At 71.9% G+C, this 19,715-nt stretch carries 18 protein-coding genes; 13 read left to right on the top strand and 5 right to left on the bottom strand.

The window, feature by feature from the left end; all coding sequences use genetic code 11:
* The first annotated feature begins 4 nt into the window (after positions 1-4).
* The 11 genes from pafA to ACFY8W_RS32080 all read left to right on the top strand — a co-directional run bounded on the left by pafA (position 5) and on the right by ACFY8W_RS32080 (position 11,539).
* Positions 5-1,366, top strand: a complete 1,362-nt coding sequence (gene pafA / locus ACFY8W_RS32130) for a Pup--protein ligase (protein ID WP_391112927.1) — start codon at positions 5-7, stop codon at positions 1,364-1,366.
* A 128-nt stretch (positions 1,367-1,494) separates the two neighbouring features.
* Positions 1,495-2,433, top strand: a complete 939-nt coding sequence (locus ACFY8W_RS32125; RefSeq protein ID WP_391112924.1) for an FKBP-type peptidyl-prolyl cis-trans isomerase — start codon at positions 1,495-1,497, stop codon at positions 2,431-2,433.
* Between the two features lie 64 nt (positions 2,434-2,497).
* Positions 2,498-2,878: an FKBP-type peptidyl-prolyl cis-trans isomerase gene (locus ACFY8W_RS32120; RefSeq protein ID WP_391112921.1), complete on the top strand. Its 381-nt coding sequence runs from the start codon at positions 2,498-2,500 to the stop codon at positions 2,876-2,878.
* 153 nt (positions 2,879-3,031) lie between these two features.
* Positions 3,032-3,988 carry a WYL domain-containing protein gene (locus ACFY8W_RS32115; protein ID WP_391112919.1) on the top strand — a complete coding sequence of 319 codons (957 nt, stop codon included), beginning with the start codon at positions 3,032-3,034 and terminating at the stop codon, positions 3,986-3,988.
* Between the two features lie 16 nt (positions 3,989-4,004).
* Positions 4,005-4,955, top strand: coding sequence for a WYL domain-containing protein (locus tag ACFY8W_RS32110; protein WP_391112916.1), 951 nt, complete (start codon positions 4,005-4,007; stop codon positions 4,953-4,955).
* A gap of 97 nt (positions 4,956-5,052) precedes the next feature.
* Positions 5,053-5,298: a hypothetical protein gene (locus ACFY8W_RS32105; RefSeq protein WP_386864385.1), complete on the top strand. Its 246-nt coding sequence runs from the start codon at positions 5,053-5,055 to the stop codon at positions 5,296-5,298.
* A 92-nt stretch (positions 5,299-5,390) separates the two neighbouring features.
* A complete protein-coding gene (locus tag ACFY8W_RS32100) occupies positions 5,391-5,588 on the top strand; it encodes a hypothetical protein (RefSeq protein ID WP_391112912.1) in 198 nt (65 codons plus the stop codon).
* A 187-nt stretch (positions 5,589-5,775) separates the two neighbouring features.
* Positions 5,776-6,060: a Sec-independent protein translocase subunit TatA gene (gene tatA, locus ACFY8W_RS32095; RefSeq protein ID WP_384414608.1), complete on the top strand. Its 285-nt coding sequence runs from the start codon at positions 5,776-5,778 to the stop codon at positions 6,058-6,060.
* A 104-nt stretch (positions 6,061-6,164) separates the two neighbouring features.
* Positions 6,165-7,067, top strand: coding sequence for a twin-arginine translocase subunit TatC (gene tatC, locus ACFY8W_RS32090; protein WP_391113368.1), 903 nt, complete (start codon positions 6,165-6,167; stop codon positions 7,065-7,067).
* Between the two features lie 125 nt (positions 7,068-7,192).
* Entirely contained in the window at positions 7,193-10,021 is a 2,829-nt protein-coding gene (locus tag ACFY8W_RS32085) for a DEAD/DEAH box helicase (RefSeq protein ID WP_391112908.1), read from the top strand.
* Between the two features lie 129 nt (positions 10,022-10,150).
* Positions 10,151-11,539 (top strand): cytochrome P450, encoded by a 1,389-nt coding sequence (locus tag ACFY8W_RS32080; protein ID WP_391112904.1) that lies wholly within the window; start codon positions 10,151-10,153, stop codon positions 11,537-11,539.
* Between the two features lie 306 nt (positions 11,540-11,845).
* On the opposite strand, the gene ACFY8W_RS32075 is transcribed toward ACFY8W_RS32080, so the two are convergent.
* Genes ACFY8W_RS32075 through ACFY8W_RS32065 form a run of 3 tightly spaced genes read right to left on the bottom strand, consistent with a single transcriptional unit; the run spans position 11,846 to position 14,154 of the window.
* On the bottom strand, positions 11,846-12,778 hold the full coding sequence (locus ACFY8W_RS32075) for an ADP-ribosylglycohydrolase family protein (RefSeq protein WP_391112901.1): 933 nt from the start codon (positions 12,776-12,778) through the stop codon (positions 11,846-11,848).
* A gap of 9 nt (positions 12,779-12,787) precedes the next feature.
* Entirely contained in the window at positions 12,788-13,255 is a 468-nt protein-coding gene (locus ACFY8W_RS32070; RefSeq protein ID WP_391112898.1) for an abscisic acid-deficient protein Aba4 family protein, read from the bottom strand.
* Positions 13,252-14,154: a hypothetical protein gene (locus tag ACFY8W_RS32065; RefSeq protein ID WP_391113366.1), complete on the bottom strand. Its 903-nt coding sequence runs from the start codon at positions 14,152-14,154 to the stop codon at positions 13,252-13,254. Before ACFY8W_RS32065 ends, ACFY8W_RS32070 begins: the two co-directional genes overlap by 4 nt.
* A 195-nt stretch (positions 14,155-14,349) precedes the next feature.
* Here ACFY8W_RS32065 and ACFY8W_RS32060 point away from each other — a divergent pair, with 195 nt between their 5' ends.
* Positions 14,350-14,994, top strand: a complete 645-nt coding sequence (locus tag ACFY8W_RS32060) for a MerR family transcriptional regulator (protein WP_391112895.1) — start codon at positions 14,350-14,352, stop codon at positions 14,992-14,994.
* 673 nt (positions 14,995-15,667) lie between these two features.
* Positions 15,668-17,452 (top strand): hypothetical protein, encoded by a 1,785-nt coding sequence (locus tag ACFY8W_RS32055; RefSeq protein ID WP_391112892.1) that lies wholly within the window; start codon positions 15,668-15,670, stop codon positions 17,450-17,452.
* 80 nt (positions 17,453-17,532) lie between these two features.
* Here the strand turns inward: ACFY8W_RS32055 and ACFY8W_RS32050 are convergent, their stop codons facing one another.
* Together ACFY8W_RS32050 and ACFY8W_RS32045 are read right to left on the bottom strand one after the other, a co-directional pair.
* Positions 17,533-18,369: an SIP domain-containing protein gene (locus tag ACFY8W_RS32050; RefSeq protein ID WP_391112890.1), complete on the bottom strand. Its 837-nt coding sequence runs from the start codon at positions 18,367-18,369 to the stop codon at positions 17,533-17,535.
* A 267-nt stretch (positions 18,370-18,636) separates the two neighbouring features.
* A complete protein-coding gene (locus tag ACFY8W_RS32045) occupies positions 18,637-19,542 on the bottom strand; it encodes a 5'-3' exonuclease H3TH domain-containing protein (RefSeq protein WP_391113363.1) in 906 nt (301 codons plus the stop codon).
* Positions 19,543-19,715: the final 173 nt, after the last annotated feature.

Genomic DNA, 19,715 nt, shown 5'->3' with positions numbered 1-19,715 from the left:
AGACATGGACCGCCGCATTTTCGGGCTGGAGAACGAGTACGGCGTCACGTGCACGTTCAGGGGACAGCGCCGACTGTCTCCTGACGAAGTGGCGCGCTACCTCTTCCGCCGTGTCGTGTCATGGGGCCGCAGCAGCAATGTCTTCCTGCGGAACGGCGCCCGCCTGTACCTGGACGTGGGTTCGCATCCGGAATACGCAACTCCCGAATGCGACAACGTGGTCGAACTGGTCACCCACGACAAGGCGGGCGAGCGCATTCTCGAAGGACTCCTCGTCGACGCGGAACGCCGCCTGCACGAGGAGGGAATCGCGGGCGACGTCTATCTCTTCAAGAACAACACCGACTCCGCCGGAAACTCCTATGGTTGCCACGAGAACTATCTGGTGGCCCGCCACGGAGAGTTCTCCCGGCTCGCGGACATCCTCATTCCGTTCCTCGTCACCCGCCAGCTCATCTGCGGTGCGGGAAAGGTGCTGCAGACCCCGCGCGGCGCCGTCTACTGCGTCTCCCAGCGCGCCGAGCACATCTGGGAGGGCGTCAGCTCCGCCACCACCCGCTCGCGTCCCATCATCAACACCCGTGACGAGCCGCACGCGGACGCCGAGCGCTACCGGCGGCTCCACGTCATCGTCGGCGACTCCAACATGTCCGAGACGACCATGCTGCTCAAGGTCGGCGCCACCGACCTCGTGCTGCGCATGATCGAGGCGGGCACCGTGATGCGCGACCTCACCCTGGAGAACCCGATCCGGGCCATCCGCGAGGTCAGTCACGACATCACCGGCCAGCGCAAGGTCCGCCTCGCCAGCGGCCGCGAGGCCTCCGCCCTGGAGGTCCAGCGGGAGTACTACGAGAAGGCCGCCGACTTCGTCGACCGCCGCGGGATCCGCAGCGGCACCGTCGCCCAGGTCCTCGAACTGTGGGGCCGTACGCTCGACGCGATCGAGGAGGAGCAGCTCGACCGCATCGAGACCGAGATCGACTGGGTCATGAAGTACAAGCTCATCGAGCGGTACCGGGCCAAGCACAACATGACGATGTCGCACCCGCGGGTCGCCCAGATAGACCTCGCGTACCACGACATCCACCGCCGGCGCGGCCTGTACTACCTGCTCCAGAAGAACGGCCAGGCGGCGCGGGTCTGCAACGACGTGAAGATCTTCGAGGGCAAGTCGGTGCCCCCGCAGACCACCCGGGCCCGGCTCCGCGGCGACTTCATCCGGCGCGCCCAGGAGCAGCGCCGGGACTTCACCGTCGACTGGGTCCACCTCAAGCTCAACGACCAGGCGCAGCGCACCGTGCTGTGCAAGGACCCGTTCCGTTCGGTCGACGACCGGGTGGAAAAGCTGATCGCCGGAATGTAGGACCGGCACAGCTCCGGAGGCGGTCGCACCTCGGCCCCGCACGTTTCACGTGCGGGGCCGACGGCATCACAGAGTGGTCCCCTAGAGTGTCCGGACAACTACTGTGCCGTCTGAGATCTGAGGAACTAGTGCGCCGACTTGCCGGCCTGCTCGTCGTCCCGCTTCTGCTGCTCACCACAGCGGCGTGCGGCAGCGACGAGACGGGCTCCGATTCCGGTTCGATGAAGAACGGGCTTCCCGCCATCACCGCGGGCGAGAAGTTCGGGGAGAAGCCGACCCTCGCCAAGGGCGTGGGCGACCCGCCGAAGGCCCTCAAGGTCAACGTCATCAGCGAGGGCGACGGCGCGGTCACCAAGAAGGGCGACGCGCTCTCGGTGAACTACCTGGGTCAGGAGTGGGACGAGACCACCCCCTTCGACAACAGCTTCGACCGGAAGCAGCCCTTCTCGCTGACCCTCGGCGAGGGCCAGGTCATCCAGGGCTGGGAGAAGGGCCTGGAGGGCCAGAAGGTCGGCAGCCGCGTCGAGATCGGCATCCCGCCGGAGCTCGGTTACGGTGCCCAGGGCCAGGGCGACATCAAGGCGAACGCGACCCTGGTGTTCGTGGTCGACATCCTGAAGGCCGTCACCATCCCGAAGTCCGCCACCGGCACCGAGGTGGCGCAGGACAACAAGGACCTGCCCAAGGTCGGCACCAACACCGACGGCAAGCAGCCCTCGCTGACCGTGCCCAAGGTCGACCCGCCGACCAAGCTGGTCTCCAACTACGTCCTGGAGTCCAAGGGCGAGACCGTAGCGGCCACCGACACGGTCGTCGTGAACTACGTCGCCGCCCTGTGGAAGGACGGCAAGGTCTTCGACTCGACGTACACGCAGGGCAAGCCCGCCAACTTCCCGCTCAGCCAGCTGACCCTGAAGGGCCTGAAGGACGGCCTCGTCGGCAAGAAGGTCGGCAGCCGGGTCCTGATCGTCGCCCCGCCGTCCGAGGCCTTCGGCGACAAGGAGCAGCAGGGCATCCCGAAGAACTCCACCCTCGTCTTCGCCGTCGACATCCTGGCGAAGGTGTAAGACTGTCCAGGTCGCGCAGATCATCGTCTGCGCGGTTCGTAAGTTTTCTGAGGAGCACACTGCAGTGAGCATCGAGAAGCCCGAGGTCGACTTCCCGGGCGGCGAGCCGCCGGCCGACCTGGAGATCAAGGACATCTGGGAGGGCGACGGTCCGGTAGCCGAGGCCGGCGACCTGATCGACGTCCACTACGTGGGTGTGCTGTTCGAGTCCGGCGAGGAGTTCGACTCCTCCTGGAACCGCGGTACCCCGCTCCAGTTCCAGCTCGGTGTCGGCATGGTCATCCAGGGCTGGGACAAGGGCGTCCAGGGCATGAAGGTCGGCGGCCGCCGCCAGCTGATCATCCCCGCGCACCTGGCCTACGGTGACCGTGGCGCGGGCGCCAAGATCGGCCCCGGCGACACCCTGATCTTCGTCTGCGACCTCGTGGACGTGAAGAAGGTCTGATCCGGCCCTTCGTCCGGACCCGAGGGCCCCCGCCTCCCCGGCGGGGGCCCTCGGTGCTGTCCCCGTCCCGGCCCGGCTTTTGTCCGGACACCCCGGGGCGGTACGGTCGGACGTCCGAGAAGTCAATCCGGCAGAAGAGGGTGCGGGGCGTCGATGGCGATTGCCAAGGCCGAGCGGCTGATGAATCTTGCGCTGTGCCTGCTCGGAACCCGCCGTCCGCTGAGCAAGCGGGAGCTCCGCGGCTCCATCGAGGCCTACATGGAGGCGACCGGCGAGGACGCCTTCAACCGGATGTTCGAGCGTGACAAGGACGACCTGCGCGAGCTCGGCCTGGTCATCGAGACCGTCGAGAACCTCGACGGCGAGACCGGCTACCTCGCCCGCCGTGACTCCAACCGGCTGCCGCCGATCACCCTGGACGCCGAGGAGGCCGCCGCCCTCGGCCTCGCCGCCAAGGTCTGGCAGCAGGCACGCCTCGCGGGCGCCGCGAGCGGCGCCCTGCAGAAGCTGCGCGCCGCCGGGATGCCGGAGGCGGAGGACTCGTACGACTCCCAGCACAGCGCCCTGGAACCGCGCATCCCGGTGCACGAGGCCGCCTTCGAGCCGCTGATGCTGGCCTGCCGCGACCGCCGGCCGGTCGTCTTCGACTACCGCAAGGCCACCGCCGCCCGCCCCGAGACCCGGCACGTCGAGCCGTGGACCCTGGAGTGCTGGCGCGGCCACTGGTACCTCGCGGGCTGGGACCGGGACCGCGGCGCCGAGCGGGTCTTCCGGCTCTCCCGCATCACCGGCAAGGTGCGCTCCCGGGCCGGCGCCTTCACCGCGCCCGTGCCCGACGTCGTCACCGTCCGCGAGACCGTCGAGAGCTGGGCGGGCGAGACCGCCACGCGATCCGCACGGATCCGGCTGCGGGCCGGCTGCGGCTATCCGCTGCGGGCCCGCGCGCTGGCCGTGACCGAGGGCCCGGACGGCTGGGACGAGCTGGAGATCCCGTACGGGCACGGCCTCGACGCCTGGCTCGTGGAGTTCGGGCCGGACGCGGTCGTCCTGGAGCCCGCGGACCTGCGGGCCGACGTGGTGGAGCGGCTGCGCGCCGTCGCCAAGGGCTGAGGGGGAAGGAACGACCATGGCCGCCAACGCCATCGACCAGACGAGGCGCATGCTCTCCCTCGTCACCTATCTGCGGGAGCGCCCGGGCGCGCACGTCGCCGACGTCGCCCGCGCCTTCGGGATCACCGAGGACGAGCTGATCTCGGACCTCGACGTGCTGCCCATGTGCGGAACCAGCTTCCGGGGCGGCGACCTCCTCGACATCGACACCGACGGCGACCGGATCTGGTGGCACAACCCCGACGACGTCGCCGAGCCGCTGCGGCTCGCCGCCGACGAGGCGACCGCCCTGCTCGTCGCGGCGCGGGCGGTGGCGACGCTGCCCGGGCTGCGCGAGGGCGACCGCGAGGCGCTGCTGCGCGCCACCGCCAAGCTGGAGGCGGCGGCCGGCGAGGCCGCCGGGGCCAGCTCCCGGCTCTCGGTGACCTTCGAGTCCGAGGGCGGTGTCTTCGCCGAGGTCGACCGGGCCATCTCCGAGCGGCGCAGGCTGTGGCTGCGCTACTACTCGCCCGCGCGTGACGAGCTGACCGAGCGCGAGGTGGACCCGATCCGCCTCTTCGCCGTCGGCCACACGTACATGGAGGCGTGGTGCCGGCTCTCCGAGGCGCGCCGCACGTTCCGGCTCGACCGGGTCGCCGAGATCCGGATCCTGGACGACCACGCCGCGCCGCCGGAGATCGAGCTGCGTGACCTCTCGGAGGGGCTGGTGCAGCCGTCCGCCGAGGACCCCGAGGTCGTGGTGGAGGTCGGGCCCGGCGGCCGCTGGGTCGCCGAGTACTACCCGCACGACCGGGCCGAGGAGCTGCCCGACGGCGGGCTGCGGATCACGCTGCGCACCCCGGCGCCCGCCTCGCTGCGACGGCTGGCGCTGCGGCTCGGCAGCGACGGGCGGATCGTCGCCCCGCAGGAGCTCGCGGACAGCGCCCGCGAGGCCGCCGCGGCGGCACTGGCCGCGTACGAGGGCTGAACAGCAGGGGGAACGTGACGTTCCGGGGGGACCGGACGCTGTTCCCAGTGGGACCGTACCCGTACCGCAGTGGGGAGAGTTGAGGGAAATGTCCGCGATGTCCGCCCTTACGGCGCCGGTCGCCCCGGTCACCTTCAAGGCCGCCTGCCCCGACTGCCGCGCCCGCTTCGAACTCTCCGCGGGCGCCCTGCGGCTCGCCATCGGTGCGAGCCGCCGCACCACCTTCTACTCCTTCACCTGCCCCGAGTGCGGCAGCGCCGTCCGCAAGCCGGCCGGGGAGCGGATCGTCGAGCTCCTCACCGGCGGCGGCGTGAACACCCTGCGCCTGCACACCACCGGCTGACACGCCACGGGGCCGGCGCCCGCACGCCACCGGCGGAAGCGCCGGCCGCCACCGCCCGACGGCCGGGCCCCGGCAGCGTCTAGGCTCGGCACATGTTCTGGCCCATGCTCGCCATCGCCCTCGGCTTCCTCGGCATCGCCGTCCTCGGCATCCTCGGCATCAAGGTGTTCCTGGAGGCCCAGCGCCTCGGCCGTCAAGTGGCCCGCACCACACAGCGCATCCACCAGGCCGCCGAAGACCTCGAAAAGGCGGCCGCCGACCTGGCGCGAACGGGCGAGACCCTGCGCTGAATTCGCCCCGCACGCTGCGCGGAAGTCCGGCCGCGCACCCGCGCGGTACGCAATCCGGAGTATGCAAGGCCATTGCCGCCCGTTTACTCCTGCGGGTTACGATCGCTTGCAGCGCGGGTGGCCGGACGCATGTCCGACCGGCCGGGCACGCACTCCAATGTCGCCTCGGTGAAGAAGGTAAACAGCTATGGGTAGGCTCGGCCCCACCGAGATCATTCTGATCCTCGTCGTGATCATCCTGCTGTTCGGCGCCAAGAAGCTCCCGGACATGGCGCGTTCGCTCGGCAAGTCCGCCCGCATCCTCAAGAGCGAGGCCAAGGCGATGAAGTCCGACGACCAGCAGAGCGCCCCGGCCGACCCGCCGCACCCCGCGCCCCAGGACCAGGCCGCGCCGCGCACCATCCAGGCCGCGCCCGGCGACGTGACCAGCTCGCGTCCCGTGACCGAGCCCACCGACACCACCAAGCGCTGACCCGGTCCGCCGCGGCCGCCGCCGAGGGCGGCGGTCGCCGCACGAGATGAGGACGTGGGTTGCTCAAGTCTGCCCGCAAGCAGGAGAAGGATCCCGAGGGCCGGATGCCCCTCGTGGAGCACCTGCGTGAACTTCGCAACCGCCTCGCGAAGGGCCTGCTGGCCATCGCGGCGGTGACCGTCGTCGCCCTCGTGTACAGCGAGGACCTGATGGTGTTCCTGACGAAGTCGGTGCCCAAGTGCGCCGAGGGGACCATGGGCGACGGCGGCAACTGTGCCGTCGTCTCCTTCAACACGCTGATCGCCCCGTTCAGCACGACGATCCAGGTCAGCCTCGTGGCCGGCCTCGTCGTCGCGAGCCCGGTCTGGCTGTACCAGCTCTGGGCCTTCATCGCGCCCGGCCTGCACAAGCAGGAGAAGAAGTACACGTACGCCTTCGTCGGCGCCGCGGTCCCGCTCTTCGCGGCCGGCGCCTACCTCGCGTACCTCATCCTTCCCATCAGCGTGAAGGTGCTCATCAGCCTCACGCCCGAGGGCTCCGCCAACATCCTCTCGCTGGCCGACGTCCTCGACTTCACCCTGCGCATGGTGCTGGTCTTCGGGCTCGCCTTCGAGCTCCCGCTCGTCCTGGTGATGCTGAACCTCACCGGAGTGCTCAGCGGCAGGCGCATGGCCCGCTGGTGGCGCGGCGTGATCATGGGCGTCTTCGTCTTCGGCGCCATCATCACCCCGACGACCGACCCCATCGGCATGCTCGCCCTGGCCGGCCCGATCACCGTCCTCTACCTGGCTGCGGTCGGCTTCTCGCTCCTCAACGACAAGCGGCGCCGGCGCAACAACCCCGACGCCGAGCTCGGCGACGACGAGGCCTCGCACCTGGACCTCACGCCCGAGGCCGTCGGTCAGGTCGAGACCGTCAGCGCCGCCCGGGCCCTGCCCGAGCAGGCCACCGGGGAGTCGGACGGCGCCAGGTCGCACCGGCTGAACGGGTACGACGACATCACCTGATCCTTCACCGATCCTGCAAGGTCCCCCGGGCTCCGCCCGGGGGACCTGCGCGTTCCGGCCCCGTCCCCAGCGCCTCGATAAAGATCGCGTCACTGTCAGAGGGGGCGGGTAGGCTCGACAACAAGATGACAGAGGACCTCACACCAGCCGAAGCGTACGCAGCTGCCCGCGCCCGCAACGCGGAGCAGGCCACCGCGCTGGCCCCCTTCCGCGAGATGTACGACTTCGGTCTCGACCCGTTCCAGATCGAGGCATGCCAGGCTCTCGAAGCGGGCAAGGGCGTGCTCGTCGCCGCGCCCACGGGCTCCGGCAAGACGATCGTCGGCGAGTTCGCCGTCCACCTGGCCCTCCAGCAGGGCCGCAAGTGCTTCTACACCACGCCCATCAAGGCGCTCTCCAACCAGAAGTACGCCGACCTCGTGAAGCGGTACGGCCACGAGAAGGTCGGCCTGCTCACCGGCGACAACAGTGTCAACGGTGACGCCCCGATCGTCGTCATGACCACCGAGGTCCTCCGCAACATGCTCTACGCGGGGTCGCAGGCGCTGTCCGGCCTCGGCTACGTCGTCATGGACGAGGTCCACTACCTCTCCGACCGCTTCCGCGGCGCCGTCTGGGAGGAAGTGATCATCCACCTCCCCGAATCGGTGACCCTGGTGTCGCTCTCCGCGACCGTGTCGAACGCCGAGGAGTTCGGCGACTGGCTCGACACCGTCCGCGGTGACACCGAGGTGATCGTCTCCGAGAGCCGCCCCGTGCCGCTCTGGCAGCACGTCCTGGCCGGCCGCCGGATGTACGACCTCTTCGAGGAGGAGACCGACCACGGCGGCCGCGGCGCCTCCCGCCGCGAGGTCAACCCCGACCTGCTGCGCCTCGCCCGCACCGAGAACTCGCGCACGTACAACCCGCGCGACCGGCGCCGGGGCAAGATGATCCGCGAGGCCGACCGCGAGCGTGAGCGCCGCCAGCGCTCCCGCATCTGGACGCCCGGCCGGCCCGAGGTCATCGAGCGCCTCGACGCCGAGGGCCTGCTGCCCGCCATCACCTTCATCTTCAGCCGGGCCGGCTGCGAGTCCGCCGTCCAGCAGTGCCTCTACGCGGGCCTCCGGCTCAACGACGACGAGGGCCGCGCCCGCGTGCGCGAGATCGTGGAGGAGCGCACCGCCGCCATCCCCACCGAGGACCTCCACGTCCTCGGCTACTACGAGTGGCTGGAAGCCCTGGAGCGCGGCATCGCCGCCCACCACGCCGGCATGCTCCCGACCTTCAAGGAGGTCGTCGAGGAGCTGTTCGTCCGCGGCCTCGTCAAGGCCGTCTTCGCCACCGAGACCCTGGCGCTCGGCATCAACATGCCGGCCCGCTCCGTGGTCCTGGAGAAGCTCGTCAAGTGGAACGGCGAGCAGCACGCCGACATCACGCCCGGCGAGTACACCCAGCTCACCGGCCGGGCCGGGCGCCGCGGCATCGACGTCGAGGGCCACGCGGTCGTGCTCTGGCAGCGCGGCATGGACCCCGGCCACCTGGCCGGACTCGCCGGCACCCGGACGTATCCACTGCGCTCCAGCTTCAAGCCCTCGTACAACATGGCGGTCAACCTCGTCGACCAGTTCGGCCGGCACCGCTCGCGCGAGCTGCTCGAGACCTCCTTCGCCCAGTTCCAGGCCGACCGCTCGGTCGTCGGGATCTCCCGCCAGGTCCAGCGGAACGAGGAGGGCCTGGAGGGCTACCGGGAGGGCATGACCTGCCACCTCGGCGACTTCGAGGAGTACGCGCGGCTCCGCCGCGAGCTCAAGGACCGCGAGACCGAGCTGGCCCGGCAGGGCGCCGCGCAGCGCCGCGCCCAGGCCGCCGCGTCCCTGGAGCGGCTCAAGCCCGGCGACGTCATCCACGTGCCGACGGGCAAGTTCGCCGGCCTCGCGCTCGTCCTCGACCCCGGCGTCCCGGCGGGCCGCACCAACGGCCACCGCGGCTTCGAGCACCACGACGGGCCGCGTCCGCTGGTCCTGACCGCCGAGCGGCAGGTCAAGCGGCTCGCCTCCATCGACTTCCCGGTGCCGGTCGAACCGCTGGAGCGGATGCGCATCCCGCGTTCCTTCAACCCGAGGTCCCCGCAGTCCCGCCGCGACCTCGCCTCCGCGCTGCGCAGCAAGGCCGGGCACATCAACCCCGAGCGGCACCGCAAGGGACGCTCGGCCGCCGCCGACGACCGCGAGATCGCACGCCTGCGCTCCGAGATCCGGGCCCATCCCTGCCACGGCTGCGACGAGCGCGAGGACCACGCCCGCTGGGCCGAGCGCTACCACCGGCTGCAGCGCGACACCAAGCAGCTGGAGCGGCGGATCGAGGGACGCACCAACACGATCGCCCGCACCTTCGACCGGATCGTCGCGCTCCTCACCGAGCTCGACTACCTGCGCGGCGACGACGTCACCGACAACGGCAAGCGGCTCGCCCGGCTCTACGGCGAACTCGACCTGCTCGCCAGCGAATGCCTGCGCGAAGGCGTGTGGGAGGGGCTCAACCCGGCCGAACTGGCCGCGTGCGTCTCCGCGCTCGTCTACGAGGCCCGGCAGTCCGACGACGCCGTCGCGCCGAAGCTGCCGACCGGCAGGGCGAAGGCCGCACTCGGCGAGATGGTGCGGATCTGGGGCAGGCTCGACGCGCTGGAGGAGGAGTTCAAGCTCCACCAGACGGAGGGCGTCGGCCAGCGCGAGCCCGACCTCGGGTTCGCCTGGGCCGCCTACCAGTGGGCCTCCGACAAGGGGCTCGACGAGGTGCTGCGCGAGGCCGAGATGCCCGCGGGTGACTTCGTCCGGTGGTGCAAGCAGGTCATCGACGTGCTCGGGCAGATCGCGGCGGCCGCGCCGAAGGAGAACAGCACGGTCGCCAAGAACGCCCGCAAGGCTGTGGATTCCCTGCTCAGGGGCGTCGTCGCCTACAGCTCGGTGGGCTGAGCCCACCGGGACTGACGGTGAACTGACAAGGGTTTTCCACAGGGGTGGCGGAGTGTCGGTTCCTTCCGCTTCCATGAACTCGTACAGCAGAACGAGATCGTGGAGCAATTCCGCAGGGGGGAACCGCACTTGACCACGCACGCCGGTCCGTCCGCCGTCGCCGGCGCGACCGCGGACGGACGGAAGACCGTCCCGGGCCCCCGGGGCATCCCTTTCCTCGGCAACCTGCCGGAGTTCGGCAAGGACCCCCTCGCCTTCTTCGAACGGCTGCGTGAGCGCGGGGACTTCGTCCGCTGGCGCTTCGGCCGCACCAACGCCCTGTTCATCGCCCATCCCGAGGCCATCGGCGAACTCCTCACCGAGGTCGAGCGGACCTTCGACCAGCCCGACCTGGGCATCGCCTTCCGCACGCTGCTCGGCGAGGGTGTCGTCGTCTCCAAGGGCGCCGACTGGCGGCGCAAGCGCTCCCTCGTGCAGCCCTCGGTGCGACCGCGTCAGGTCAAGTCGTATGCCGCGACGATGGCCGAGTGCGCCGTGGACCTCGCCGGGCGCTGGACCGACGGGCAGCGCGTCGACATCAAGAGGGAGATGGCCGCCCTCACCCAGCTCATCGCCGTCCGCACCATCTTCGGCGTCGACACCGCCGCCGACGCCGAGGCGATCGGCCGTGCCATGGACGTCGCCCAGAAGGAGATCGGCGCCGAGTTCAGCGGCATCGGCGCGATACTGCCCGACTGGGTGCCCACGCCCGGGCGGGCCCGCATCAAGCGCGCGACCGCCGTCATCGACGCCGAGGTCGCGCGGGTCGTCGCCCGTCACCGCGACGGCGACACCGAGCGCCCGGACCTGCTCAGCCGGCTGCTCGCCGCACAGGACGAGACCGGGGCGCACCTCTCCGACCGGGAGATCCGCGACGAGACCGTCACGCTCTACATCGGCGGGCACGAGACCACCAGCTCCACCCTCGTCTGGGCCTGGTACCTCCTCTCCCGCAACCCGCGCGCGGCCGAGGCCCTGGGCGGGGAGCTCGACCGGGTGCTCGGCGACCGCGACCCGGGCTTCGACGACTACGCCGAACTCGCCTACGCCCAGGCCGTGGTGAAGGAGACCCTGCGGCTCTACCCGACGATCTGGCTGCTCACCGGCATAGCGAAGGAGGGCGCCGTGCTCGGGGGCGCCCCGGTTCCGCCCGGCACCCGGGTCTGGAGCAGCCAGTGGGCCACCCACCGCGACGCCCGCTGGTACCGGGACCCGCTGGAGTTCCGCCCCGAGCGCTGGCTGACGCCGGAGGAGGGCGAGGAGGCGGAGGAGATACCCGAGTACGCCTGGTACCCCTTCGGCGGCGGCCCCCGCGTCTGCCTCGGCACCCGTTTCGCCATGGTGGAGGCGGTCCTGATCCTGGCCGTACTGGCCCGCCGCTTCCGGCTGGACGTCACCGCCGAGGAGATCCTTCCGGTGCCGGGGCTCACCCTCCAGCCGGACCGTGACGTCCTGGCGACGGTGCGGGCGCGCGGCTGAGGCGGGTCCGCCGGATCAGGGGCGGAGCGGGGAGGACCGGGCCGGTCCTGCCGGCCGGATCGGGGTTGGAGCGGACGCCGGGCCTGTCGGCCGGGTCGGGGATGGAGTGGGCGTAGGCCCTATCGGCCGGATCGGGAATGGAGCCGGGCGTAGGGCCTGTCCTCCGGGTCGGAAACGGAGCGGCATAGGGCCTGTCGGGCGGATCGGGGACGGACCGGGCGGGGTCTGTCCTCCGGATCGAGCGGGCTGGGCTGAGGGCGCGTCTTCCGGATCAGGCCGGGACGCCGGCAGTCCGGAAGACAGTGCCTAGGAGCCCTGGCGGGTCAGGGCCCGCGCCAGGTCGCGCAGGTCCTCGGCGCACAGGACCCGGTCGCCGAAGCCCGGCAGGGGCACGTGCAGGGCGGCGGTCCAGCGGGGCGGGACGGCGTCCGGTCCGTACACCGCGCCGGCGAGCATGCCGGTGACGGCGGCGACGGTGTCTGTGTCGCCGCCGAGGTCGACGGCGGCGGCGAGGGCCTGCTCGAACGAGGTGGTGGTGCGCAGGGCCCACAGGGCGGAGCCAAGGCAGGGCCAGACGGCGCCGTTGAACTCGGTGGCCTCCTCGGGCCGCCAGCCCGGGGCGAGGACGGTCGTCCACCGCTCCCGGTGGCCTTCCGCGACGTCGCCGAGCGCGTCGGGCACGGCCGCGAGCGGGTCCTCGCCGAGGAGAGCGACGCGAACCAGTTCGTGGAGCACCGCCGTGCCCTCCCAGGCGGCCGCGTCCCCGTGGGTCAGGGCGGCGATCCGCCGGCCCGCGTCCATGGTGGCGGCGCGGCCGGCGGAGGCGAAGCGGACGGCCGACGTGGCGGCCCGCATCAGCGAACCGTTGCCCGCGGCACGGCCGTTGAGCTGGAAGTGCAGGGCCGCGGCGCTGTCCCACGGATCGCCGCCGAGGAGCACCGCCTCCGTCTGCAGGCCGATGTCCTTGGGTCCGGCGGCGGCCCAGCGGCGGAAGCGGTCGAACATGTCCGGCAGATCGAGCCCGCCGCGTTCGAGGAGCGATTCCCCGACGAGTACGGCCATCTGCGTGTCGTCCGTGGCCTCCCCGGGCTCCCAGCCGCCGCCCCCGCACATCTCGCCCGTGCCGTCGGGGAAGCGTTCCCGGAACACTCCGGGGAGTCCGAACTCGAAGGGCGCCCCGAGCGCGTCCCCGACGGCGGATCCCAGTACGGCGCCGACGGCCCGGTCCTCCTGTCGCATGGGGCGAGGCTACAGGCGGGCGGCGGGGGCGGGTCGGGCGGAGGTGCCGGGGCGTTCCGTGCGGGAACGGCGGGCCGCGCGGATCGGGAGGAAGAGGAGGAGGGCGAACGGGGAGAGGAGGATCGTGAGGACCAGGAGGGGGCCCATGAGGAAGGGCGAGAGGCCGAGGCGGCGGCCCTCGCGGTAGATCCACTGGCCCAGGAGGAGGTCCCAGGCGATGATCTGGGCCCAGACCGCGCTCGCGCCGTTGGCGAGGACGGTGAGGTCGCGGAAGTGGTCGATGTCCGGGCTGCTGACCGCCGTCCAGAGTTCCGGGAGGACCGGGGCCACGAGGACCAGGTAGAGCGCGAGTACCGGGAGGACGGTCAGCGGCGAGGCGGCCACGCGGTCCGTGATGCTCCGGCCGGGCGCGAAGATCATCAGCAGCCAGACCGGTGCCGCGAGGAAGAAGGTGAGTTCGAAGAGGAAGCCGGTCATGCCGCGAGCTCCTGACGGTCGGCGGAAACGGGAAGGTGCGGGGTGCGGAGCGCCAGCGCGGTGGCCGCGACGGTGAGGACGGCGAGGGCGCCGGCCGCGGCGAGCGTGAGGGCGTCGGGGGAGAGCAGCGGCTGACCGCGCAGGGCCTGCCAGGTGACGAGGACGAAGGTGCCGGCGTAGGCGCCGGAGGCGACGAGCGTCAGCCGGAGCCGGACCCGGTCGTCGGCGAGCCGGGCGAAGCGCGGCGCGAGGGCGGCGAGCAGCAACAGGAGCAGCGGGACCAGCTGGAGGGCGTGCATCCCGAAGAAGTGGCCGATGCGCAGGTCCCCGCCGGTGGTGGACCAGCCGATGAGCGGTATGCCGGGGCCGCCGTCGGGCACGCCCACGCTGTGCGCGCCGGTGACCGGCGGGTCGTCCTGGGCGAGCTGCTCCGGCGTCGGTCGCACCATGAGGAAGCCGACCGCGGCGCCGGCCAGCGCGATCAGCGAGGAGAGCCGGACGGCCCAGGCGGTGGCGCGGTCCAGGATGCGGGCGCGCAGGAGCAGGACGGCGATCACCAGCGCGGCCAGCCAGAGGACGACGACCGTCATGCCCATGAGCTGGAAGACCGCAGCGTCGAAGGCCGTCTCGCCGTTGAAGTGGCTCTGCCGGCCGCGCACCACCTGGCCGGTGATGAGGACCATCTCGACGGCGCTGGCCGCCGCGAGCACGGTCCCGGCCCACCAGCCGACCCGCCGTGCGCGTGCCCCGGGCAACAGGGACAGCATCCAGGCGAGCGTGAGCGCGTACGCCACGAAGGAGACCGAGAACTTGAACGGCTTGGCCCAGATGGGCGCGCCGACCAGCACCCGGTCGTCCAGGAGGAGCCCGCCGGCCGAGACCAGGGCGAGCAGGACCATCGAGGCGGTGAACCAGACCAGGGGCCGGTGCAGGGTGCGGAGCTGGGGCGCCGATGACGCTGATGACGCTGAGGACATGAGATCCCCCCGTGGGATGGAATGGATAGTGGCACTCGCCACTATCTGATAGTCCCACTATCTATGATGGGAGGCGGGTCGGCAAGGCCATAGCGCGACCGGAAAGGTGAACACGCGGTGCGAATCGGAGAGTTGAGTCGGAGGACCGGGGTGTCCGTGGCGACGATCAAGTACTACGTACGGGAGGGGCTGCTGCCCGCCGGGCAGCTCACGAGTCCGAACCAGGCCTCGTACGACGAGTCGCACGTCCGGCGGCTCCGCCTGATCCGGGCCATGATCGACGTCGGTGGCCTGTCCGTCGCCGCCGTGCGCGAGGTCGTCGCCGCGGTCGACGACCCGGACCGGCCGCTTCACGAGATGCTCGGCGCCGCCGCCGACAACGTGGTGCCGCGCTACGAGGGCGCCGGCGACGAGCCGGGCGACGCCCTCGTCGCCGCCCGTGCCACGGTCGCCGACCTGATCGACCGCCGGGCCTGGCTCTCCCATCGTGACGCCCCCGCCGGAGAGGCCCTCGCGGTCGCCATCGCCGCCCTGGAGAACGTCGGCCACGGCGGATTCGCCGAGGCGATCCTCGAGGAGTACGCGGACGCGGCGGAACGCGTGGCCCGGGTGGACGTCGAGTACGTGGCCAAGAACGTCGCCCGCGAGGAACTCGTCGAGAGCGTGGTCATCGGCACGGTCCTCGGCGACGCGGTCTTCGCCGCCCTCCGCCGCCTCGCCCACATCGAGGCCTCACGCCGCGTCTTCGGCACCGGCCGCTAGGCGCGACGCGACCACCGTCAGGCGCCCGATGCGACCCCCGTCAGCCGTCCGACGCGACCCCCGTCAGGCGTCCGACGCGACCACCGTCAGGCGTCCGACGCGACCACCGTCAGGCGTCCGACGCGACCACCGTCAGGTGCTAGGCGACCACCGGCAGGCGGACCGGCTCGGGGAGGACGGGGCTCTGGAAGGAGCCGGCTCGGGAAGGACCGGCCGGCTCGGGAGGGCCGGCTCGGGGAGGGCCGGCTCGGGGAGCGATGGGCGCCCTGTGAATCCGCTCGACGGCCCTACGGCGTCACGGCTTACGGCGCTGCGGCATTACCGCTCTGATGGTGCTGCGAGGCGGCGGGTCTGCGGGTTTGCCGGTTGGCGGGTCTGCAGGTCGGCAGGGCTACGGCTCGGCAGGAATACCGGTCGGCAGGGCTACGGCTCGGCAGGGCTACCGGTCGGCAGGGCTACCGGTCGGCGGGTCGGCGGGTCGGCGGGTCGGCGGGTCGGCGGGGTCTTGGGTGTACCGGGGCTCTGGGTCTGAGGCTCGCGGGCCTGCGGTGGAGCTCCGGTCGGGTGAAATGCGGGTGGGTGTCCGGCGCGTCGTGGGTGCCGTCGCATCCGCAGAAACGATCGGGCTCTGGTACGACGGGCGCGTTCCGACACGACCGAAAGGAACTCGCCCATGCCTCCCACGCCCCTCGACGCGCCGGACCCAGGGACGCCACGGCGGCCGAAACCCCGCCGTCGGCGCGGTTTCGCGGCGCTGCTCAGCAGCGTTCTGGCGGCCGCGGTGCTTCCTCTGGCCGCCGGGGCCCCGGCCCATGCCGCCGTCGGCATCGACGAGTACCCCGTGACCAACCCCAGCACGCCGGTCGGCATCACCACCGGCCCGGACGGCAACCTGTGGTTCACCGAGGCGGTCGGCGACAAGATCGGCCGGATGAGCCCGACGGGCACCCTCATCGCCGAGTACCCCCTGCCCGAGTTCAGCTCTCCCTTCGACATCACCACCGGCCCGGACGGCAACGTCTGGTTCACCATGCAGCACTTCGACTCCCGGGTCGGGAAGATCGACACGAACGGCACGGTCACCGAGTACCCGCTCCCCGAGCAGTTCGTCGAACCCACCGGCATCACCGCCGGCCCGGACGGGGCCATGTGGTTCACCGAGCAGAACGGCAGCCGGATCGGCCGCATCACCACTGCCGGCGCTCTCACCGAGTACCCGCTGCCCGCCGGTTCCGGTCAGCCGTCCGCCATCACCACCGGGCCGGACGGGAACCTGTGGTTCACCGAAATCGGCGCCGGCCGCATCGGCCGCATCACCCCGTCCGGCGCCGTCACCGAGTTCGCGGTCCCCGGCGGCGGCGGTCCGACCGACATCACCACCGGGCCCGACGGGAACCTCTGGTTCACGGTGTTCGGCGACAACCGGATCGGCCGGATCACGACGGCCGGTGCGATCACGCAGTTCGACCTGCCGTCGAACGGCTTCCCACCCCAGCCCCAGGACATCACCGCCGGGCCGGACGACAGCCTGTGGTTCACCGAGCGCAACAGCGGGAAGATCGGGCGGATCAGCACGTCCGGCGTCATCGCCGAGTTCCCTCTGTCCTCGTCGGAGTCCGGCCCCTGGGGCATCACCAAGGGCCCGGACGACGACATCTGGTTCGCCGAGACCACCGGCTTCATCGGGCACCTCCACCTCACCGACGCCGACCTGGCCGTCGCGAAGTCCGACACGGGCTCCGATCCCGTCGTGGAGGGGCAGAACGTGACCTACACGCTCACCGCGACGAACAACGGCCCGCAGACGGCCGAGGGGGTCGTCCTGCAGGACACGCTCCCGGCCGGGCTCCAGTTCGTCTCGGCGTCCCCCGGGTGCACCGCGGCCGGTACCACTCCGGACGTCGTCACCTGTGACATCGGCACCCTCACCGCCGGAGCGAGCGCCGCTCGGACCATCACCGCGACGGCCACGACCGAGGACGTCGTCGCCGACACGGCGGGCGTGGCCGGCGCGGTCTCCGACCCGGCCCCGGCCAACGACACCGCGACGGAGACGACCACCGTCGGCGCGGTCACCTGCTTCGGCGAACAGCCCACCATCATCGGCACCCCGGGCGACGACCAGATCAACGGGACGCCCGCACGCGACGTCATCCTCGCCCACGGCGGCAACGACACCGTCAACGGCCTCGGGGGCGACGACCTCGTGTGCGGTGGCCCCGGGGCGGACTCGATCACCGGCGGGCCCGGCAGGGACCGCCTCGCGGGCGGCGCGGGTGACGACGTCCTCCACGGCTCCCCGGGCGACGACACCGTGACCGGCGGCCTCGGCGACGACTTCCTCTTCGGCGACGCCGGCAACGACGACCTCGACGGAGGCCCGGGCACGAACAGCAACAACGGCGGCCCCGGCACCGACGTCTGCGCCAACCCCGGCACGGGCCCGGGCTGCCCGTGACCTGAACTGCCCGTCGTCACGGACCGCGAAGGGGTGCTCCCGGAACCGGGAGCACCCCTTCGACGGGTGTGCGGCGCGCGTCAGTTCTCCTGTTCGCGCTCCACCTGCTCGTTCCACTCGCGCTTGATCGCGCGCCAGGCCTCGTCCGTCTTGCCCAGGCGCCAGTAGCCCGAGATGGACAGGCGCTCGCGCGGCACCTCGCGGTCGAGGCGGAGGTGGCGGCGGAGCTCCTTGACGAAGCCGGCCTCGCCGTGGACGAAGGCGTGCACGTCACCCGCCGGGAAGTCCAGGCCGCGCACGGCCTCCAGGAGCGCCTCGCCCACCGGGCGGGCGCCACGGTGCAGCCAGGTGACGTCCACCCCGGCCGCCGTCGCGAACTTCTGCTGCTCCGCGGCGTCCGCGACCTCCAGGAAGGCGTGCACCTTCGTGCCCGCCGGCAGCCGCTCCAGGGCGGTCGCGATCGCGGGGAGGGCGCTCTCGTCGCCGACGAGGAGGTGCCAGTCGGCGGCCTCGTCCGGGGCGTAGCCACCGCCGGGGCCGAGGAAGCGGATCGTGTCGCCCGCCCGGGCGCGCGCCGCCCACGGCCCGGCCAGGCCCTCGTCGCCGTGCACCACGAAGTCGACGGTCAGCTCGCGGTGCACCGGGTCCCAGGCCCGCACCGTGTAGGTCCGGGTCGTCGGCCACTGCTCCCGTGGGAACTCGGCCCTGATCCGCTCCATGTCGAACGGTTCCGGGTAGCTCACGCCCTCCGGCGCGAAGAGCAGCTTCACGTAGTGGTCGGTGTGCTCGCCGATCTCGAAGGCGTCCAGCCCGGGGCCGCCGAGCACCAGGCGCACCATGTGCGGGGTGATCCGCTCCGTGCGCACCACCTGGGCCTCGTGCGCCCTCGGTGCCTTGCGTGCGGGCTGTTCTGCCACGGCGGTCTCCCGTTCCCAGTGATTACTTAGGTTTACCTAAGTTAGCATCCCGGCCGGGCTCCGGCCCACAAGGCCTTTGCGGCCCCGGGCTCGGGCTCCAGGACCCGGGCGCAGCCACCAGCGCCAGCGCCACGGGCTCAGCGCACAAGCCCCCCGGCTCAGCGCGCCAACGCCAGGGCTCAGCGCACAGGAGCCCCCGAGCCAGCGCATAGGAGCCCCCGGCTCAGCGCACAGGAGCCCCCGAGCCAGCGCGCAGGAGCCCCCGGCTCAGCGCGTCAGGACCGGCAGCAGCCGGCCCACCGCCCCGCCGAGTCCCCAGCGCTCCACCAGACCCGCCAGCGCCTCCGGGTCCCGGGGCTCCGACGGCAGCGCCGCCGAGAACTCCGGCAGCGGCGCGTCCCGCGCCACCCGCACCACCGTGGGCGCCACGTCCAGGTACTCCGCCGCCTCCACGATCCCGCGCCGCTTCGCCGGAGTCAGCCGCGACGTCCGGTCGACCGCCGCCGCCCGCACGCCCGCCAGGTCCCCGTACTCCGTGATCAGCTGCGCCGCCGTCTTCTCGCCGATGCCCTTCACGCCGGGCAGGCCGTCGCTCGTGTCACCGCGCAGCGCCGCCATGTCCGCGTACTGCTCCGCCCGCACGCCGTACTTCGCGAGGATGAACTTCTCGTCCACCAGGTCGCAGTCGCCCACGCCCTTGCGCGGATACAGCACCCGCACCCCGCGCGCGTCGTCCACGAGCTGGAACAGGTCCCGGTCGCCCGTGACGATGTCCACCGGGCCGGCCGCCCGCTCCGTCAGCGTGCCGATCACGTCGTCCGCCTCGAAGCCCGCCGCCCCGACCCGTGCGATGCCCAGCGCCTCGAGCACCTCCACGATCACCGGCACCTGCGGCGACAGCGTGTCCGGGACCTCCTCGACGTCCGGACCCGTCGGGGTCTCCACGGCCACCCGGTGCGCCTTGTACGAGGGGATCAGGTCCACCCGCCACTGCGGCCGCCAGTCGTCGTCCCAGCAGGCCACCAGGTCGTCCGGGCGGTGGTCCTGGACGAGCCGGGCGATGAAGTCGAGCAGCCCGCGGACGGCGTTGACCGGCGTCCCGTCCGGCGCCCGGACCGAGTCCGGCACGCCGAAGTACGCGCGGAAGTAGAGGCTGGCGGTGTCGAGGAGCATCAGGCGTCGCGTCACACCCCGATCATGCCGCACCCCGCCGACAACACCGTCCCGCACGCGTGACACGCGTCACCTTCGCGTTTGCTCCCGGAAAGCCAGGGCAGGCGCGAGCCCGGAGCGGACCCGGTACGGGATTCAACGATCCGGACGAACATCCGGACCACGGACGAATT

It is taken from the genome of Streptomyces sp. NPDC012637, from assembly GCF_042954805.1.
In the GTDB taxonomy this organism is placed as follows: domain Bacteria; phylum Actinomycetota; class Actinomycetes; order Streptomycetales; family Streptomycetaceae; genus Streptomyces.
The sequence above is the reverse complement of the archived record's forward strand: the minus strand, read 5'-3'. Positions and strand labels throughout refer to the sequence as shown.

Excerpts from the sequence above, each read along its gene's own strand:
- pafA (WP_391112927.1), top strand. The coding sequence starts at position 5 with ATGGACCGCCGCATTTTCGGGCTGGAGAACGAGTACGGCGTCACGTGC.
- ACFY8W_RS32115 (WP_391112919.1), top strand. The coding sequence starts at position 3,032 with ATGGCGATTGCCAAGGCCGAGCGGCTGATGAATCTTGCGCTGTGCCTG.
- ACFY8W_RS32110 (WP_391112916.1), top strand. The coding sequence starts at position 4,005 with ATGGCCGCCAACGCCATCGACCAGACGAGGCGCATGCTCTCCCTCGTC.
- ACFY8W_RS32105 (WP_386864385.1), top strand. The coding sequence starts at position 5,053 with ATGTCCGCCCTTACGGCGCCGGTCGCCCCGGTCACCTTCAAGGCCGCC.
- ACFY8W_RS32100 (WP_391112912.1), top strand. The coding sequence starts at position 5,391 with ATGTTCTGGCCCATGCTCGCCATCGCCCTCGGCTTCCTCGGCATCGCC.
- tatA (WP_384414608.1), top strand. The coding sequence starts at position 5,776 with ATGGGTAGGCTCGGCCCCACCGAGATCATTCTGATCCTCGTCGTGATC.
- tatC (WP_391113368.1), top strand. The coding sequence starts at position 6,165 with ATGCCCCTCGTGGAGCACCTGCGTGAACTTCGCAACCGCCTCGCGAAG.
- ACFY8W_RS32085 (WP_391112908.1), top strand. The coding sequence starts at position 7,193 with ATGACAGAGGACCTCACACCAGCCGAAGCGTACGCAGCTGCCCGCGCC.
- ACFY8W_RS32075 (WP_391112901.1), bottom strand. The coding sequence starts at position 12,778 with ATGCGACAGGAGGACCGGGCCGTCGGCGCCGTACTGGGATCCGCCGTC.
- ACFY8W_RS32070 (WP_391112898.1), bottom strand. The coding sequence starts at position 13,255 with ATGACCGGCTTCCTCTTCGAACTCACCTTCTTCCTCGCGGCACCGGTC.
- ACFY8W_RS32065 (WP_391113366.1), bottom strand. The coding sequence starts at position 14,154 with ATGGTCCTGCTCGCCCTGGTCTCGGCCGGCGGGCTCCTCCTGGACGAC.
- ACFY8W_RS32055 (WP_391112892.1), top strand. The coding sequence starts at position 15,668 with ATGCCTCCCACGCCCCTCGACGCGCCGGACCCAGGGACGCCACGGCGG.
- ACFY8W_RS32045 (WP_391113363.1), bottom strand. The coding sequence starts at position 19,542 with ATGCTCCTCGACACCGCCAGCCTCTACTTCCGCGCGTACTTCGGCGTG.